At 67.4% G+C, this 17,125-nt stretch carries 18 protein-coding genes; 13 read left to right on the top strand and 5 right to left on the bottom strand.

Features of this window, described 5'->3' with window-relative positions:
* Positions 1-43: 43 nt before the first annotated feature.
* Both G6N09_RS06400 and G6N09_RS06395 read right to left on the bottom strand, forming a co-directional pair.
* The gene (locus G6N09_RS06400) at positions 44-535 is read right to left on the bottom strand and encodes a hypothetical protein (RefSeq protein ID WP_083026004.1); all 492 of its coding nucleotides are present in this window, start codon (positions 533-535) and stop codon (positions 44-46) included.
* A gap of 68 nt (positions 536-603) precedes the next feature.
* Positions 604-1,338, bottom strand: coding sequence for an SIMPL domain-containing protein (locus G6N09_RS06395; protein ID WP_083026001.1), 735 nt, complete (start codon positions 1,336-1,338; stop codon positions 604-606).
* Positions 1,339-1,403: 65 nt separating this feature from the next.
* Here G6N09_RS06395 and G6N09_RS06390 point away from each other — a divergent pair, with 65 nt between their 5' ends.
* Entirely contained in the window at positions 1,404-2,258 is an 855-nt protein-coding gene (locus G6N09_RS06390) for an SCO6745 family protein (RefSeq protein ID WP_083025999.1), read from the top strand.
* Here the strand turns inward: G6N09_RS06390 and G6N09_RS06385 are convergent.
* From G6N09_RS06385 to G6N09_RS06375, 3 genes are read right to left on the bottom strand one after another with little or no spacing between them, the layout of a single operon-like run.
* Entirely contained in the window at positions 2,248-3,264 is a 1,017-nt protein-coding gene (locus tag G6N09_RS06385) for a zinc-binding dehydrogenase (protein WP_083025996.1), read from the bottom strand. The two genes, G6N09_RS06390 and G6N09_RS06385, sit on opposite strands and share 11 nt — an antisense overlap.
* Positions 3,264-4,469, bottom strand: a complete 1,206-nt coding sequence (locus G6N09_RS06380; RefSeq protein ID WP_083025995.1) for an LLM class flavin-dependent oxidoreductase — start codon at positions 4,467-4,469, stop codon at positions 3,264-3,266. The genes G6N09_RS06385 and G6N09_RS06380 overlap by 1 nt, the downstream gene beginning before the upstream one ends.
* Positions 4,466-5,515 carry an alpha/beta fold hydrolase gene (locus G6N09_RS06375; RefSeq protein WP_083026141.1) on the bottom strand — a complete coding sequence of 350 codons (1,050 nt, stop codon included), beginning with the start codon at positions 5,513-5,515 and terminating at the stop codon, positions 4,466-4,468. The genes G6N09_RS06380 and G6N09_RS06375 overlap by 4 nt, the downstream gene beginning before the upstream one ends.
* 87 nt (positions 5,516-5,602) lie before the next feature.
* On the opposite strand from G6N09_RS06375, the gene ftsH reads away from it, so the two are divergent.
* The 12 genes from ftsH (at position 5,603) to lysS (ending at position 17,035) form a co-directional block, all read left to right on the top strand.
* The gene (ftsH, locus tag G6N09_RS06370; RefSeq protein WP_083025992.1) at positions 5,603-7,978 is read left to right on the top strand and encodes an ATP-dependent zinc metalloprotease FtsH; all 2,376 of its coding nucleotides are present in this window, start codon (positions 5,603-5,605) and stop codon (positions 7,976-7,978) included.
* The gene (folE, locus tag G6N09_RS06365; RefSeq protein WP_083025990.1) at positions 7,971-8,573 is read left to right on the top strand and encodes a GTP cyclohydrolase I FolE; all 603 of its coding nucleotides are present in this window, start codon (positions 7,971-7,973) and stop codon (positions 8,571-8,573) included. Before ftsH ends, folE begins: the two co-directional genes overlap by 8 nt.
* On the top strand, positions 8,570-9,403 hold the full coding sequence (gene folP, locus G6N09_RS06360) for a dihydropteroate synthase (protein ID WP_109558921.1): 834 nt from the start codon (positions 8,570-8,572) through the stop codon (positions 9,401-9,403). The genes folE and folP overlap by 4 nt, the downstream gene beginning before the upstream one ends.
* Positions 9,396-9,785 (top strand): dihydroneopterin aldolase, encoded by a 390-nt coding sequence (gene folB / locus G6N09_RS06355; protein ID WP_083025986.1) that lies wholly within the window; start codon positions 9,396-9,398, stop codon positions 9,783-9,785. The genes folP and folB overlap by 8 nt, the downstream gene beginning before the upstream one ends.
* Positions 9,786-9,792: 7 nt before the next feature.
* Positions 9,793-10,311: a 2-amino-4-hydroxy-6-hydroxymethyldihydropteridine diphosphokinase gene (folK, locus tag G6N09_RS06350; protein WP_083025984.1), complete on the top strand. Its 519-nt coding sequence runs from the start codon at positions 9,793-9,795 to the stop codon at positions 10,309-10,311.
* Positions 10,311-10,796, top strand: a complete 486-nt coding sequence (locus tag G6N09_RS06345; RefSeq protein ID WP_083025982.1) for a DUF3180 domain-containing protein — start codon at positions 10,311-10,313, stop codon at positions 10,794-10,796. Before folK ends, G6N09_RS06345 begins: the two co-directional genes overlap by 1 nt.
* Positions 10,797-10,901: 105 nt before the next feature.
* Complete coding sequence (locus G6N09_RS06340; RefSeq protein ID WP_083025980.1) at positions 10,902-12,239, top strand: DUF6779 domain-containing protein; 1,338 nt, start codon at positions 10,902-10,904, stop codon at positions 12,237-12,239.
* Positions 12,240-12,364: 125 nt separating this feature from the next.
* On the top strand, positions 12,365-13,267 hold the full coding sequence (locus G6N09_RS06335; protein ID WP_083025978.1) for a Rossmann-like and DUF2520 domain-containing protein: 903 nt from the start codon (positions 12,365-12,367) through the stop codon (positions 13,265-13,267).
* Positions 13,264-14,229, top strand: coding sequence for a pantoate--beta-alanine ligase (gene panC / locus G6N09_RS06330; protein WP_083025976.1), 966 nt, complete (start codon positions 13,264-13,266; stop codon positions 14,227-14,229). The genes G6N09_RS06335 and panC overlap by 4 nt, the downstream gene beginning before the upstream one ends.
* Complete coding sequence (gene panD / locus G6N09_RS06325; protein ID WP_083025973.1) at positions 14,229-14,645, top strand: aspartate 1-decarboxylase; 417 nt, start codon at positions 14,229-14,231, stop codon at positions 14,643-14,645. Before panC ends, panD begins: the two co-directional genes overlap by 1 nt.
* Before the next feature lie 2 nt (positions 14,646-14,647).
* On the top strand, positions 14,648-15,460 hold the full coding sequence (locus G6N09_RS06320; RefSeq protein WP_083025971.1) for a type III pantothenate kinase: 813 nt from the start codon (positions 14,648-14,650) through the stop codon (positions 15,458-15,460).
* A 51-nt stretch (positions 15,461-15,511) separates the two neighbouring features.
* On the top strand, positions 15,512-17,035 hold the full coding sequence (gene lysS, locus G6N09_RS06315) for a lysine--tRNA ligase (protein ID WP_179959880.1): 1,524 nt from the start codon (positions 15,512-15,514) through the stop codon (positions 17,033-17,035).
* The last annotated feature ends 90 nt before the right edge of the window (positions 17,036-17,125 follow it).

Here is a 17,125-nt window from a genome sequence, read left to right as displayed (position 1 = left end):
CTACGACACGTGGGGCGCGGAATCGGATCGTCGAACCTTGGGTTCAGTACGTGGGTTGCGGGGAGGGCTCGTCGTCGTCATCCCACAGTTCATCGTCAATGACGTTGGTGGCCTGTGGCTTGGTCGCCTCCCACAAGAGAGTCGTTCCCGCCACCGCCACGGTGACGCCGACCGCGGCGAGGTAGAAGCCGATTCCTAAGCTCGCCACCGTGCCGGGTGCGTCCATTCCGTGGATCCCGGTCGGATAGACGGTCCGCGCGTCTTTGTTGAGCCACAGCTGCAGTATGTGAGTGATACCCAGCCACGGCATGAAAAGCGCAATGACCCGGTCGCGCTTGCCGCCGCTGTCGGCACGGTAGGCGCAGACAAAGATGGCGGCGGCGGAGACGATCAGACGCCAGCCATCGGCGGACTGGATCACCGTGTTGCCTTCGACGGTATCGAGTCGGCCCGGCTCGACATACGGCAAGAAAGCCGCGGCCAACATGGCGAAACACCCGAGTCCGATGATCGCGAGGGGTACGGGATTCTTCATCGCAACACCAGCCTGTGCATTCGCTGGATGCTACCTGGATGGATGGCCCCGGGATTGCGGCGGCGGAGTTAACTCAACTCCCACACCGCGGTCACGGTGAAGCTCACGGTCTGCTGGCCGGGTTCCACCGGCGGTGCGGCGGCCATCGCCCGCATCGGCATCCCGACCGGCATCGGCGGTGTCTCACCGGCCACCTCCGAGATCGAGATCACCTGGCCCAGGTGCAAACCGGACAGCTGCGCATACTGCTCGGCGCGGTCCTTGGCGTCGTTGAAGGCCCGTTCCCGGGCGCCGCGCACCAGCGCCGAATCGTCCTCGATGGAGTAGCTCACGCCGTTGATCCGGGTGGCGTCCCCGCCGGCCCGGACAATCACGGCCAGCACCTGGGAGGCGGAGTCGCGCTCGACCTTCACTCGAATGGTGTTACCCGCGCGGTAGCCGGTGATGGTCGACGACCCGCTGTTGTCGGGATTGCCGTACTGCGGCTGCAGGCTGACCTGGGTGGTACTGATGTCTTTGCGGTCCACCCCGGCGTCCACCAGCGCGTCGATCACTGCCTGCTGGCGTTCGCTGGTCTGATTCATCGCGCTGGTGACGTCTCCGGCGAGAAATTCAATGCCTGCCTCGGTGGTCAACGTGTCCGGGACACCCTGGACCTCGCCGGTGCCCACCACCGTCACCTGACGTGGGAGATCCGGTACGTGCGGCGCGGAGTCGCAGCCGGCCAATGCCAGAGCGCTCATGCCGGCCAGCGCCAGCGTCATCGACTGGCGGAGAACCGTCCGGGCGCGGTGTGTCGGCATGATTGGCACCCTAGCGGAGCAAGCGCCGAGCCTGGTGGAAAAGGTCCGTGCGGCACACTGATGCGATGACCTCCGCGCCGTCGCGAGCACTGTCCAGCGCCATCGAGCCCTTCGCAGGTCAGGTGTACTTCTCTCCGGAGTGTCACCGCGGCTACGCGGCACTCGGCTTCGGTGCGAGCCCCGCAACGTCCGGGGGAGTGGAGATGCCGGACGGTCCGGCCTATTTCTGCAGCCGCGGTTCTGCGCTGGGACAGGCCCCTGGCGAGGTGATCGCCGCGACGTTCGCCGTGTTCAACCCGGCAGTAGTGGTGCCTGCCGTCCGCTACGGCTGGACGCTGAGCGACGCGTCGACGCTGCGCGCCGCGCGCACCGAGGGTGCGGTGGGCCAGCTGCGCAGGGTCCTGGGTGCGGCTCCCGCCGGTCTCGGTCGTGCGGTCGACCTGCTGCGCCGCGCCGTCGAAGGCCTTTCGGCGGCCGGCAAGCCGCTGTTCGCTGGGTTGGTGGCCGATGGGCTCGCCGGCGAGCCTCTGACCGATGCCTGGTTGTTGGCTGACCAGCTTCGTGAGTTCCGTGGGGATGCGCACGTGAATGCCTGGGTCGCAGCGGGATTCGATGCCGTTGAGATCGGGCTGATCGCCGAGCTCTACCGCGGCTACCCGCCGCGTACCTACGTCCGGAGCAGGGCGTGGAGTGACGATCAGTTGACCGCCGGTGAGGAGCGCCTGGCCGAGCGGGGCCTGGCCGTTGATGGCGCGCTGACCGACGCCGGCCGTGCCGCTCGTGACGCGGTAGAGGCGGCCACCGACGCGGCATGTGCTCCGATCGTCACGGGCCTCGGCGACGACCTCGGTGAGCTGGTCGAGCTGGTCGGTGGCTGGTCCGAGCAGTTGCTCGAGGCCGGTGCATTCCCTAGGGCGTAACCAGGATCTTGCAGTGCCGGTCGGGATCGGCCAGCTCGGCGAATGCGCCGGGCACGCCCTCAAGTCCGACTTCGCCGGTGATCAGCGGCGCCACGTCCACCCGGCCCTCGGCGATGGCCTGCAACGATGCGGCGAACTCCGCCGGTTGGTAGGCCAACACGAACTGCACACTGATCTCCTTGGCGATCCCGTAGAACGGGTGCACGGTGTCGGCTTCCATGCACACGCCTGCCACCACCAGCCGGCTGCCCACCGGTGCTCGCCGCAGCACGTCGTCGATGATGCCCGGTATTCCCACCGCTTCGAAGATCACTTTCGGGGCGATGGTGTCGAAGGGCGAGCCCTGGGCTGGATCGAGGGTGCGATGCGCACCCATCGTTGCCGCAAGATCCCGCCGCGTCTGTGAATAGTCCGCAGCCACAATGTCTTCCACTCCTGCCAACCGCAACGCGGCGATAATCGCCATGCCGATCGGCCCGCAGCCCAGCACCAGTGCTGTCTCGCCCGGTGTGGCTCCGGACTTGTTGACCGCGTGCAGTCCCACCGCCATCGGTTCGGTCAGCGCGGCGTGGCGCGGATCCAGCCCATTGGGAATCGCCAGCAGAAGCGGCGCCGACAACAACATCTTCTCGGCGTAACCACCGAGTGTGGTGTTGGAATAGACGATCGGTTCGATGCCCTTGGTGGCCAACAGAATCGGTATAGAGGTGACCGGTGTGCCGGGTGCGAAGGTGTCGGTGCCAGGGCCGGCCTCGAGCACCGTGGCGCTGAACTCGTGGCCCATGAAGATGTCGGCGCCCAGGTCGACCGACGCCCGTGACGAGGGGCTGCCGGACATGGCCTGCGTCGCGGCCAGTACCTGCTCCCCGTGTGAGGCGAAATGCAGGTCGGAACCGCAGATGCCACATGCCGTCACCTCGACGAGCACCTGGCCCGGTCCCGGTGTCGGCTCGGGCACGTCGTCGCGGTAGACCATTCCTCCGTCACGCAGCACCGCTGCGCGCATCAGCGTGAACTATCCGTTTTGGGGGGCGCCGATTCGGTGACGTGCTCCACGACGGCGTTCTTGATTGCCTCGCCTGCCCGGCCGAACAGTGTGTCGCGCATCCCTCGGGCCCATTCGTGCGACGCCCGGGGCGCGGCGAGTTGGCCCTTGAAGTGCGGAATAACCTTGCGTGCCAACAGTTCGTAGCTGTGATAGGTGGCCTCGGGCGAAGCCCAGTCATGTCCCAGGAAAAGTAGGGTGCCGAAGCCGCCGGAGGTCTCCAGCAGGCCGGTGATGTGTTCGATCGCGTCATCGGGGGTGCCGATGCAACTGCTGCCGGCCGCGGCGTAGGCCTCCACGAACTCGGTCGGAGTCTGGGGTGAGCCCTCAACTTCACTGGCCAGTGGGACAAAGCCCGCCGCACCGAAGTAGTTCGCGAAGTCCTGCAGGCCGTAAGTGCAGTCGGCCACAGCCTGCTCACGGGTATCGGCGATGTGCATGATGCTCAGCACCCGCCAGTCGTTGCGATCCGGCTCGGCGCGGCCGGCCTTGGCGGCCTGATCGCACACCACACCCCAGGTGTTCTCCAGAGCCGCAAACCCGCCGGGCACCGACATCGACAACGACAGCAGCGACGTGCCCAGTGCGCCGGCCAATCGCGGACCGGAGGGCGAAACCATGGCCGCCGCGGAAACCTCCGGGTATGGCCAGGTGTAGGGCCGAATATGCAGTGCGGCATCACGCAGGGTGAACCAGTCCGATTGCCGGGTCACCAGTTCGCCGGGTTCGGCGCGGAACAACGCGAGGATGGCCTCCAGGGACTCCTGCATCATTCGGCGCTGTTCGACGGGATCGATGCCCATCATGTAGGCGTCAGTGGGCAACGCTCCCGGGCCCGCGCCGAACATCACCCGGCCGCGCGTCAGGTGGTCCAACATCACCCAGCGGTCGGCCACCATCAGCGGGTGGTGATAGGGCAACGACACCACGCCGGTGCCCAGCCGGATGTGCTTGGTACGTTCCGCGGCCGCCGCGATGAACACCTCGGGGCACGCGATCAGCTCGTAACCGCCCGAATGGTGTTCGCCAAACCAGGCTTCGTCGAAGCCCAGCCGGTCCAGTGCGACGACACGCTCCAGGTCATATTCCAGTGCGACGGTGGGGGATTGGCCTAACGCATGGAACGGCGTGATGAAGACGCCGAACCGTAAGGGCCGGGCGCTCACGCTGTCGCTCCGGTCGGCAGGCCCGCCAGGAACTCCAGCAGCACTGAGTTGACCTCCTCGGGTCGTTCCTGCTGCAGCCAGTGGCCGGCGCCCTCCAGAATGACCTCGCGATAGGGCCCGGTCACCAGTTCGGTCGCTCGGTCCCGGCGGGTGAAGGCCAACACCGGATCGGCAGAGCCGCCCATGAACAGCGTGGGAACGTCGATGGTGGCAGCGGGTGGATTGGCCATGATCTCCCAATTGCGGTCGAGGTTGCGGTACCAGTTCAGGCCGCCGGTGAATCCGGTGCGGGTGAACTCGGTTATGTAGTGGTCCAGTTCGTCGGCGCTGATCCAGTCCGGTAGCCCCGCCGGCTCGGCGAGCCGATCGATGAATCCCATGGGGCCCGGCGCCGTCATCAGCAATGCCGCTTCGCGGTCACCTGGGCTGAGGCTGCCCATCATCCGGGCCAGGGTGCGCGCCGGGTCGGCGTCCAACTCCGCGTCGGCGACGCCGGGTTCCTGGAAATAGAGCATGTAGAAGAAGTTCTCGCCGAAGATCTTGCGGAACGCCTCGGTCGGCGGGGACTGTGGCCGCGGCACCGGGGGGACGCTGAGTCCCACCACGCCGGCCACCCGGTCGGGGTGCAACTGCGCGGCGCTCCACACCACCGGCCCGCCCCAGTCGTGGCCGATCCAGGTGGCCCGCTGCGCGCCGACGTCGTCCAACAGGCCGACCAGATCTCCGGTCAGCGCCGCGATGTCATACGCAGAGATCTCCTCCGGGCGTGACGAGCCACCATAGCCGCGCTGGTCAGCTGCCAGCACGTGAAATCCGGCGTCGGCCAGTGCCGGGATCTGATGTCGCCACGAGTACGCCAATTCCGGGAACCCGTGCGCCAGCAACACCACCGGGGCGCCACGCTCGCCCGCCTCGGTGACCCGCAGGGTCACTCCGTTGGTGTCGACAAATCGGTGGGTAGCGCATCGGATTCGGGGGGCCACCGTCACACCAAAGCACAACCTGGCTGAGGTCGAGAGGGGTTCGCCGGGTCCGGCTGGGCCCATGCTGGGCTCCTTCGGCGCAGGGGACGGTAGCCTGAACTTGCCCAGCTGCATGTATTGGAAGGATTTGGCCAATTCGGCCGATGTCTGATGAATCGCAAAAACGTGATCCGCACTGTCATCGCGATCGCAGTGGTGTTGCTGCTCGGTTGGTCGTTCTTCTATTTCAGTGACGACACCCGCGGGTACAAGCCGGTCGACACCTCGGTCGCGGTGGCCCAGATCCATAGCGGCAACGTCAAGAGCGCCCAACTCGATGACCGCGAGCAACAGCTTCGCCTGGTCCTCAAGACCCCGCTCACCAGCGTCGAGGTCGTCGACAAGGCAGGCAAGGGCAAGGCTGACAAGTCCGGCCGGGCCGAACAGGTCGACAAGCTGATCACCAAGTATCCGACCGGCTACGCGGTTCCGCTCTTCACTGCGTTGACCGCGAAGAAAGCCGAGATCAACACCACGGTGAACCAGGGCAGCCTGCTCGGATCACTGCTGATCTACATGTTGCCGATGCTGCTGCTGATCGGCCTGTTCTTGATGTTCTCGCGCATGCAGGGTGGCGCCCGAATGGGCTTCGGAATGGGCAAATCCCGTGCCAAGCAGCTGGGCAAGGACATGCCCAAGACCACGTTCGCCGATGTCGCCGGCGCCGACGAGGCGGTCGAGGAGCTCTACGAGATCAAAGACTTCCTGCAGAATCCGGCGCGCTACCAGGCCCTGGGCGCCAAGATCCCCAAGGGCGTGCTGCTCTACGGCCCGCCGGGCACCGGCAAGACCCTGCTGGCCCGCGCGGTCGCCGGTGAGGCGGGCGTGCCCTTCTTCACCATCTCCGGTTCAGATTTCGTGGAGATGTTCGTCGGTGTCGGCGCCTCCCGGGTGCGGGACCTGTTCGAGCAGGCCAAACAGAACAGCCCGTGCATCGTCTTCGTCGACGAGATCGACGCGGTGGGCCGCCAGCGTGGTGCCGGCATGGGCGGTGGCCACGACGAGCGGGAACAGACCCTCAACCAGTTGCTGGTCGAGATGGACGGCTTCGGCGATCGAGGCGGCGTGATCCTGATCGCGGCTACTAACCGGCCCGACATCCTCGACCCGGCGCTGCTGCGGCCCGGCCGCTTCGACCGCCAGATCCCGGTGACCAACCCCGACATCGCGGGACGGCGTGCCGTGCTGCGCGTGCACGCCAAGGGCAAGCCGATCGGGCCCGACGCCGACCTGGACGGCCTGGCCAAGCGCACGGTAGGGATGTCCGGTGCCGACCTGGCCAACGTGATCAATGAGGCGGCGCTGCTGACCGCGCGCGAGAACGGCACCGTGATCACCAGTGCGGCGCTGGAAGAAGCTGTCGACCGCGTGATCGGTGGCCCCCGGCGCAAGAGCCGGATCATCAGCGAGCACGAGAAGAAGATCACCGCCTACCACGAGGGCGGCCACACCCTGGCGGCCTGGGCGATGCCTGACATCGACCCCGTCTACAAGGTCACCATCTTGGCCCGCGGCCGTACCGGCGGGCACGCGGTGGCGGTACCCGAGGAAGACAAGGGCCTGCGCACCCGTTCCGAGATGATCGCCCAGCTGGTCTTCGCCATGGGTGGGCGCGCCGCGGAGGAGCTGGTTTTCCGCGAGCCGACCACCGGAGCGGTCTCCGACATCGAGAAAGCCACTGCGGTCGCGCGCGCCATGGTGACCGAGTACGGCATGAGCGCCAAACTCGGCGCAGTGCGCTACGGCAGCAACCACGGCGACCCGTTCGTGGGCCGGGCGATGGGCACTCAGCCCGACTACTCCCATGAGGTTGCCCGCGGCATCGACGACGAGGTCCGCAAGCTCATCGAGGCAGCCCACACCGAGGCCTGGGAGATTCTCACCGAGTATCGCGATGTCCTCGACGTGCTGGCCGGTGAGTTGTTGGAGAAGGAGACGCTGCACCGCGCCGACCTGGAGAAGATCTTCGGCGACGTCGTCAAACGTCCCCGGCTGACCGCGTTCGACGACTTCGGTGGCCGCGTGCCCTCCGACAAGCCGCCGATCAAGACCCCGGGTGAGCTGGCCATCGAGCGCGGCGAGCCGTGGCCGCAGCCCAAACCTGAACCGGCGTTCAAGGCCGCCATCGCCGAGGCTTCGCGGGAGGCGGCGGCCAGGGCCGCCGAAGCCGGCCCCAACGGCACTCCCGCCGGAGGCGAAGGCGCCGCGCCGGGCACCCAGCCCGACTACGGCGCCCCAGCGGGCTGGCATGCGCCGGGCTGGCCGCCCGCGCAGCAGCAGCCGCCGCACCCGTCGCAACAGTCCGGCTACTGGTATCCGCCCCAGCAGTGGCCGCAGCAGGGCTACCCTCCTGCCCAGCACTACCCGCCATATCAGGCCCAGCCGTATCCCGGTGCGGGTCAGCCTCCGCCGTCGGCGGCTCCCGGTGAAGCCGGTGGCAGTCGCAGCGCGGAGAACAACCGGTCTGAGCAACCGTCCGGTGACTGAGAAAGCGGGGTCGACGTTGACGTCGGCGATCTTCGATCAGGCGCGGGCTGAAGCCGCCGTCCGTGAGTTGCTGCTCGCGGTGGGCGAAGACCCCGATAGGCCGGGTCTGGTCGACACTCCGGGGCGGGTCGCTCGGGCATATAAGGAGATTTTCGCCGGCCTCTATACCGATCCGGACACGGTGCTGGAGACCACCTTCGACGAGCAGCACGAAGAGTTGGTGATCGTCAGGGAGATCCCGATGTACTCGACCTGTGAGCACCATCTGGTGTCGTTCCACGGCGTCGCCCACGTCGGCTATATCCCGGGCTACGACGGCCGGATCACCGGTCTGTCCAAACTCGCCCGAGTGGTCGATCTCTACGCGAAACGGCCGCAGGTCCAGGAGCGGCTGACGGCACAGGTTGCGGACGCCCTGATGCGCAAGCTCAATCCTCGCGGCGTCATCGTGGTGGTCGAGGCGGAGCACCTCTGCATGGCGATGCGGGGAGTGCGCAAGCCCGGTGCGGTCACCACCACATCGGCGGTACGCGGTCAGTTCAAATCCGACAGCACGCTGCGCGCTGAGGCCCTGGAACTCATTCGGCGCAGGTGAGCCCGACACGCGTGCAAGTCGTTGGGGTGCTCAACGTCACCGCCGATTCGTTCTCCGACGGCGGGCGTTACCTCAACGTCGATCGCGCCGTCGCACATGGCCTGGAAATGGTGGGCCAAGGCGCGGCGATCATCGATGTCGGAGGTGAGTCCACCCGCCCGGGTGCGGCGCGGGTCGATCCCCGCGCGGAGGCGCAGCGAGTCACCCCCGTCGTCAAAGAACTTGCTGCTCAGGGCATTACCGTCAGTATTGACACCATGAACGCGGCCGTCGCCGAAGCCGCGCTCAGTGCCGGCGCCACGATCGTCAACGACGTCTCCGGCGGCGCGGACCCCGCCATGGCTCCGCTGGTGGCCTCATCGGACGCGCGGTGGGTGCTGATGCACTGGCGCCCGATCGATCCCGCCAACCCGCATCGGGTGCCGTCCTACCGTGACGTCGTCGCCGAAGTTCGCGAAGATCTCTTGGCCGCGGTCGGTGCCGCGGTGGACGGCGGTGTCGACCAGGCGCGTCTGATCATCGACCCCGGTCTGGGCTTCGCCAAAACGGCACAACACAATTGGACGCTGCTGCGGGCTCTGCCGCGCATGGTCGACAGCGGCATCCCGGTGCTGGTCGGAGCGTCACGCAAGCGTTTTCTCGGTACGCTGCTGTCCAGCGCGGACGGCGCGCCGCGGCCCCCGGCGGAGCGCGAGACGGCCACCGCGGTCATCTCGGCGCTGTCTGCTCTGCACGGAGCGTGGGGCGTGCGAGTGCACGATGTGCGAGCCTCGGTCGATGCGTTGCGGGTCTTAGAAGCCTGGAGTCAGGGAGGCGCGAGCGGTGACTGATCGAATCGAGCTGCGGGGCTTGAGCGTGCGCGGCAACCACGGCGTGTTCGCCTACGAGCGTGCCGACGGCCAGGATTTCGTCGTCGACATCACGGTCTGGATGGATCTCACCGCGGCAGCGGCCAGCGACGACCTGGCCGACACCTACGACTACGGACTGCTCGCGCAGCGCGCGGCGAACATCGTCGCCGGCCCGGCCCGCGACCTCATCGAAACGGTGGCCGCCGAGATCGCCGAAGAGGTGATGGGCGATGCGCGGGTGCAGGCCGTCGAGGTGACGCTGCATAAGCCGCATGCCCCGATCCCGCTGACCTTCGCCGACGTCGCAGTGGTGGCTCGGCGCTCGCGCAGCGACCGGCGCGGCAGGGTGATCCCGGCATGAGGCGCCGATGACTACCGCGGTGCTGTCGATCGGCTCCAACCTGGGAGACCGGTTGGCGCTGTTGCAGTCGGCGGTCGACGGCCTGGGTTCAGTGGTGACTGCGGTTTCGGGCGTCTACGAGACCGAGGCGTGGGGTGGAGTCGAACAGGGGCCATTTCTCAACGCGGTGCTGATCGTCGACGACGCTGCCACCGACGGGCACGGCTGGCTGCGTCGAGCACACGAGTTAGAGCGGGCAGCCGAGCGGGTGCGCGCTCAACGGTGGGGGCCGCGGACCCTCGATGTCGACGTGATCAGCTGTCACCAACCCGGCGGGACGGAGTTGCGTTCTGAAGATCCCGACCTGACCTTGCCGCATCCCCGGGCACATCTGCGCGGATTCGTTCTGGTGCCCTGGCTGTCCATCCAGCCGCGGGCACTGCTGACGGTGGGTCAGCGATCGCGAGCGGTGACAGATCTGCTCGACGAGCTGGAACCGCAAGAGCGTTCCGGAGTCGTGTTGACCGACCTGGTGCTGCAGCTCTGATGGGCCCGACGCGCAAACGCGACGTGACCATGTGTGCTGCTGTCGTTGCGATCCTCACCTACCTGGCGATGCCCCTGCTGTATCGATGGTTCCCGCCGATCACCCTCTGGACGGGGATATCACTGCTGGCAGTCGCGTTCGTCGAGGCGGCCTGGGGCCGGTACGTCGGGGCAAAGATCGACGACGGCCAGATCGGTGCCGGCGCCGGTCGGCTGCATCCGCTCGCGGTGGCGCACACCGTGGTGGTGGCCAAGGCGTCGGCGTGGATGGGCGCGCTGGTGTTGGGCTTCTGGTTGGGCGTGCTGGGCTTTCTGTTGCCGCGCCGAGCCACGCTGCAGGTCGCGGTGCAGGACACCGGCGGCGCTGTCGTAGCGGCCGCAAGCGCGCTGGCTCTGCTCATCGCAGCTTTGTGGCTACAGCACCGCTGCAAGTCGCCGCACGATCCCGGCCCGGCTCCCGACCTGACCGGAAATCAACCCGGGTAAGAATCGCCGGAGCGGGGCGACACGCGGATTGACCTCGTACAGGTACAGTCGGGCAATGCTCGCCAGCAACCGTCCGGGACAGAGCGCCGAGGTGGAGCGGCGCAGATGAATTCGGTCCTGTCCCGCGCCCCGGGTCGGCGTGGAGTTCGCAGGCCGGGCTGGACGTTGATGACAACGTTGCTGATCCTTGCGATTGCCGCGAGTTCGGCATTGGTGTTCACCAGTCGGGTGGAGCTGCTCAAGCTGGCGGTCATCATCGCGTTGTGGGCCGCGGTCGCGGCCGCGTTCGTCTCGGTGATCTACCGGCGACAAAGCGATGTTGACCAGGCCCGGGCCCGGGACCTGAAGCTCGTCTACGACCTGCAGTTGGATCGGGAGATTTCCGCGCGGCGGGAGTACGAGCTGACGGTGGAGTCCCAGCTTCGCCGCGAATTGGCCTCAGAACTGCGGGCGCAGGCCGCCGACGAGGTAGCGGCGTTGCGAACCGAGTTGGCCGCGCTGCGCACGAACTTGGAGATCCTCTTCGACGCCGACCTGAGCCACCGGCCGGCACTGGAGACCGAGCGCACCACGGTGCGTGCCTACAGCGACTGGGCGCGTTCTGGTGGCGAAACCGCCAGTGGCGCAGCCCGGGTCGCTTCGGTGGCCCCCCCGAACTTCCCCCCGGACTCGGTCACTCAGACCGCTGAGAACCCGATCATCGATGTGCCCGAGGTGCGGATTCCGGCAGTCGGGAACGTCGCGCCCGCGCCGCCTGCGCAGCCGCCGTTCCCCGAGGGCCGCCGCGGTTCGCATCGGCGCCGAGCCGAAGAGCCGCCCAGCCGGGTCGCCGACGAGCCTGCTTCGCCACCGGCGTCCGCGGGCCGTTGGGCACAGCCGCCACAGCCGTTCATCGCCCCCGAACCGCGTCCCGAAGCCCGCCGCGAGCCGGAGCCGCCGCCACCTCCAGAGCATCCTCAGCCACCGCGGACCGCGATGCCGGGCACGCCGTGGACGCCGGTCGGTGCTGAAGGGGAGTGGCTGCCGCCGGGCGCACCGGGCAGCAACTGGTCGGCAGATGCCGCTGTGGAAACCGGCCGCCATGGTGCCCCTGAGCAAAGTGTGGAGCCGCCGAGTCGGCACGGTCGCCACTCCGGCGCCACCGAACCTGTCGCCGCTGCGCTGGACGGCGCCGAGTCGACACGTCACGACGGGGGCGGGCGGCGGGCGCGCTCCCGGCACTCCGTGGAGCCGGCCCCCGCCGTCTCCCCGGCAGCGGCCGAGCCACAGGTGGCCGAGCCGGTGGTTCCGGCACACGCCGCCGCGCCGGCTTCCCGACACTCCGCTACCAGCGAGGGAAGCGCCGATTCGCCCGGTACGGGCGGCCAGTCGGTGGCCGACCTCCTGGCCCGGCTGCAACCCAGCAGTGGCGCAGGCGGCCGACGTCGCCGCCGCGAAGACTGACCCGCAGAACTGCGACCAACGTCACTCGCAGGGCCGGGCTGATCGGGATAGACTCACCGGCGACCGTCCGGTACCCGCAGCGCGGGACTGGAACGAACACCAAGAGAACCTGTGAGGTCGTCTGCATGGTGCAGTTCGACGGACTCCGGCCCGCCCGGCTCAAGGTCGGCGTCATTTCGGCCGGCCGTGTCGGCACCGCGTTCGGTGTCGCGCTGGAGCGGGCCGAGCACGTGGTGGTGGCGTGCAGTGCCATCTCGGAGGAGTCGCGGCAGCGCGCCGCGCGCCGATTGCCTGACAGCCTGGTGCTGCCGGCCCCCGATGTCGCCGCCGACGCGGAACTGCTGTTGTTGGCGGTCCCCGACACCGAACTGGCCGGCATCGTTTCCGGCTTGGCCGCCACGGGCGCGGTCCGCGCCGGGACGATCGTCGTGCACACCTCCGGGGCCATCGGCATCAGTGTGCTTGCCCCACTGACCGAGCAGGGCTGCCTTCCGCTGGCCATCCATCCCGCGATGACGTTCACCGGCTCGGATGAGGACATCGACCGGCTGTCGGAGAGCTGCTTCGGCATCACCGCGGCAGACGAGATCGGCTTCGCCATCGCTGAGGCGCTGACGCTCGAAATCGGTGCCGAGCCGTTCCGGGTCGACGAGACCGCCCGCACCCTCTACCACGCCGCGCTCTGCCACGGCGGAAATCACGTGGTCACGGTGATCGACGACGCGCTGGCGGCCTTGCGGGCGGCGTTGCCCGGCCGGCTGGGCTCGGCGGTGGCCGAGGACCCCGACGGCATCGCCGAGCGGGTGCTCGGACCGTTGGTGCGCGCCGCGATCGCCAACACCCTGCGCGACGGCCGGGCGGCACTGACCGGGCCGGTGGCCCGCGGGGACTCGGCCACCCTGGCCCGGCACCTGGCCGCGCTGGCTCAGGTGGATCCCGGTCTGGCCGAGGCCTACCGCACCAACGCGCTGCGCACCGCACACAGCGCCGGTGCCGACGACGACGTGCTGGAGGTCTTGGCGCGATGAGTTCGAACACGTTCCGGGGTCCGCAGCCCACCTTCACCGCCGGCGGGTTCCACGTCTATGACCGGCCGGCCGACGTCGCCCGCGTCAGTCGCGCACTGCGTTCGACCGGACGCCGGGTGATGCTGGTGCCGACCATGGGCGCCCTGCACGAGGGCCACCTCGCGCTGGTTCGAGCGGCGCAGCGAGTACCCGGTTCGGTGGTCGCGGTGTCGATCTTCGTCAACCCACTGCAGTTCGGCGCCGGCGAGGACCTCGATGCCTACCCGCGCACCCTGGACGAGGACCTGGCTGCGCTGCGTTCCGCGGGGGTGGACCTGGTCTTCACCCCGACCGCTGCGGCGATGTATCCGGATGGTCCCCGTACCGCAGTGCATGCCGGTCCGCTGGGTGCCGAACTCGAAGGCGCTGCTCGCCCGACGCACTTCGCCGGGATGCTCACTGTGGTCTGCAAACTGCTGTCGATCGTGAATCCCGACCGAGTGTTCTTCGGCGAGAAGGACTATCAGCAGCTGGTGCTGGTGCGGCAGATGGTCGCCGACCTCAATCTCGATGTGACCGTGGTGGGGGTGCCTACCGTGCGCGAATCCGACGGTCTGGCGTTGTCGTCACGCAACCGCTACCTCGACCCCGCCCAGCGCGAAGCCGCGACTGCGCTGTCTGCGGCGTTGGCCGCCGGTGAACGTGCGGCCGCGGCCGGCGCCCAAGCGGCTCTGGAGGCGGCGGTAGCGGTGCTGTCCGCGGTGCCCGCCGTCGATGTCGACTACGTGCAGGTGCGCGGCGTTGACCTCGGCCCGGAGCCCGCCGATGGGCCCGCGCGGTTGCTGGTCGCCGCGCGCGTTGGCAGCACCCGACTGCTCGACAATGCGGCGGTCACAATCGGACTTCCCCTCGACGCTGAGGTGGCTTTAGCCGGCTCGGAGGCCGGATCAGACGGATATCACGGATCAAACCGGAGGAATTGATGTTTCGGACGATGCTCAAGTCGAAGATTCACCGTGCCACGGTTACCCACGCGGACCTGCACTATGTCGGCTCGGTGACCATCGATGCCGACCTGATGGACGCCGCCGACCTCCTCGAAGGCGAGCAGGTGACGATCGTCGACATCGACAACGGCGCCCGCCTGGTGACCTATGCCATCACCGGCGAACGTGGCAGCGGGGTGATCGGGATCAACGGTGCGGCGGCACATCTGGTACATCCCGGTGACCTGGTGATCCTGATCGCCTACGGCACCATGGAAGACGCCGAGGCCCGCGAGTACCGCCCGCGGATCGTGTTCGTCGACGCCGCGAACAAGCAGGTGGACCTCGGTCACGACCCGGCCTTCGTGCCCGATGACGTCTCGGATCTGCTGTCGCCCAGGAGCGTGCGTTAGCCGTGCTGCTGGCGATCGACGTCCGCAACACCCACACGGTCATCGGCCTGGTCGCCGGTTCCGGTGACAACGGCAATGTCGTGCAGCAATGGCGTATTCGTACCGAGGCGGAGATCACTGCCGACGAGCTGGCGCTGACGCTGGACGGGTTGATCGGCGATGACGGCGAACAGCTCACCGGGGCCGCGGCGCTGTCCACGGTGCCCTCGGTGCTGCACGAGGTGCGGCTGATGCTCGACCAATACTGGCCGTCGATTCCCGCCGTGCTGATCGAACCGGGTGTTCGTACCGGGATCCCGCTGCTGGTAGACAACCCCAAGGAAGTCGGTGCCGACCGAATCGTCAACGGGTTGGCAGCCTTTCACAAGTTCAAGACGGCGGCGATAGTCGTCGACTTCGGTTCCTCGATCTGCGTGGACGTGGTTTCGGCCAAAGGAGAATTCCTGGGCGGAGCGATCGCGCCCGGGCTGCAGATCTCCTCTGATGCGGCTGCGGCCCGCTCTGCCGGCCTGCGCCGGGTCGAACTCACCCGGCCGCGTTCAGTGATCGGCAAGAACACCGTCGAATGCATGCAGGCCGGATCGATCTATGGTTTCGCCGGTCTGGTCGACGGATTGGTGCGACGCGTGCGCGACGAGGTCGGGGGAGCTGGGGGCGAGGTCACCGTGGTGGCCACCGGACACGCTGCACCGCTGCTGCTGGCCGATTTGGAGACCGTCGACCACCATGACGCCAACCTCACCCTGGATGGCCTGCGGCTGGTGTTCGAACGCAATCGGGACGGTCAACGGGGCAAGCTGCGTCCGGCGCGCTGAGCGCCACCGGCTTTTCGTTCTGTCGACGGTGTTCCTCTAAGCTGGCGGGTCGTGAGCTCCGCCGATATATCCCCTGAGACGCAGGACGAATCCGACCTTCCCGAGCAGTTCCGGATTCGCCGCGACAAGCGGACTCGATTGCTGGCCGAAGGCCGTGATCCCTATCCCGTGGGGGTAGCCCGTACCCACACCCTTGCCCAGGTGAGGGCCGATTATCCCGACCTGGTCGCCGACACCGCCACCGGCGACATCGTCGGCGTCGCGGGCCGCGTGGTCTTCGCCCGTAATTCGGGGAAACTGTGTTTCGCGACATTGCAGGAGGGTGACGGCACCCAGCTCCAGGTGATGATCAGCCTGGCCAGTGTCGGGGAGCAGGAACTCGAGGCGTGGAAGGCCGATGTCGACCTCGGTGACATCGTCTTTGTCCGCGGCGAGGTGATCAGCTCCCGCCGCGGCGAATTGTCCGTGCTGGCCGACTCCTGGCAGATGGCGTCGAAGTCCTTGCGGCCGCTGCCGGTCGCGCACAAGGAGATGAGCGAGGAATCGCGGGTCAGGCAGCGTTACGTGGACCTGATTGTCCGGCCGGAGGCGCGTACCGTGGCGCGCCAGCGTATCGCCGTCATTCGTGCGGTGCGCAACGCGCTCGAGCGCCGCGGATTCCTTGAGGTGGAAACACCGATGCTGCAGACATTGGCCGGTGGTGCGGCGGCCCGGCCTTTCGTCACCCATTCGAACGCTCTCGACGCTGACCTTTTCCTGAGAATTGCACCAGAATTGTTTCTGAAACGGTGTGTTGTCGGCGGGTTCGACAGGGTCTTCGAGCTCAATCGGGTGTTCCGCAATGAAGGCGCTGATTCCACTCATTCGCCCGAGTTTTCGATGCTAGAGACCTACCAGGCCTACGGCACGTATGACGACTCGGCGGTGGCTACCCGGGAGATTATTCAAGAGGTCGCCGATGAGGTGATCGGAACCCGTCAACTTCCGCTGCCCGACGGCAGCATCTACGACATTGACGGAGAATGGACGACGGTGGAAATGTATCCATCGTTGTCCGCTGCGCTCGGCCAGGAGATCACCCCCGAAACCACGGTCGCCGACCTGTGGGCGATCGCGGATCGTCTGGGCGTCGAGATTCCCAAAGACCGAGGCTACGGGCATGGGAAACTTGTCGAGGAACTGTGGGAGCATGCGGTCGGGCATGCCCTGAGCGCACCGACTTTCGTCCGCGATTTCCCCGTGGAGACCACGCCTCTGACTCGTCAGCACCGCAGTATCGCCGGTGTCACCGAGAAGTGGGATCTGTATATGCGCGGGGTCGAACTGGCTACCGGTTATTCCGAGCTCATCGACCCGGTTGTGCAGCGTGATCGATTCGCCGCGCAGGCTCGTGCGGCGGCTGCCGGAGATGACGAGGCCATGGCCCTCGACGAGGACTTCCTTGTCGCAATGGAACATGCTATGCCGCCCTGCACGGGAACCGGAATGGGTATCGATCGCCTGTTGATGGTGTTGACGGGTCTATCAATTAGGGACACCGTTTTGTTTCCGATTGTTCGTCGTCACGGCAACTGAACTGCGCCAAGTCCTGGTGTGTTGAAGCAGGCGCATTTTTATGGCAGATTGAGCGGCAAGGTCGATTACGGCTTTGCGCACCGATTGCGC

Source organism: Mycolicibacter minnesotensis, assembly GCF_010731755.1.
GTDB lineage: Bacteria > Actinomycetota > Actinomycetes > Mycobacteriales > Mycobacteriaceae > Mycobacterium > Mycobacterium minnesotense.
Note: the sequence above shows the minus strand (reverse complement) of the source record. Positions and strands in the feature narration are given on the sequence as shown.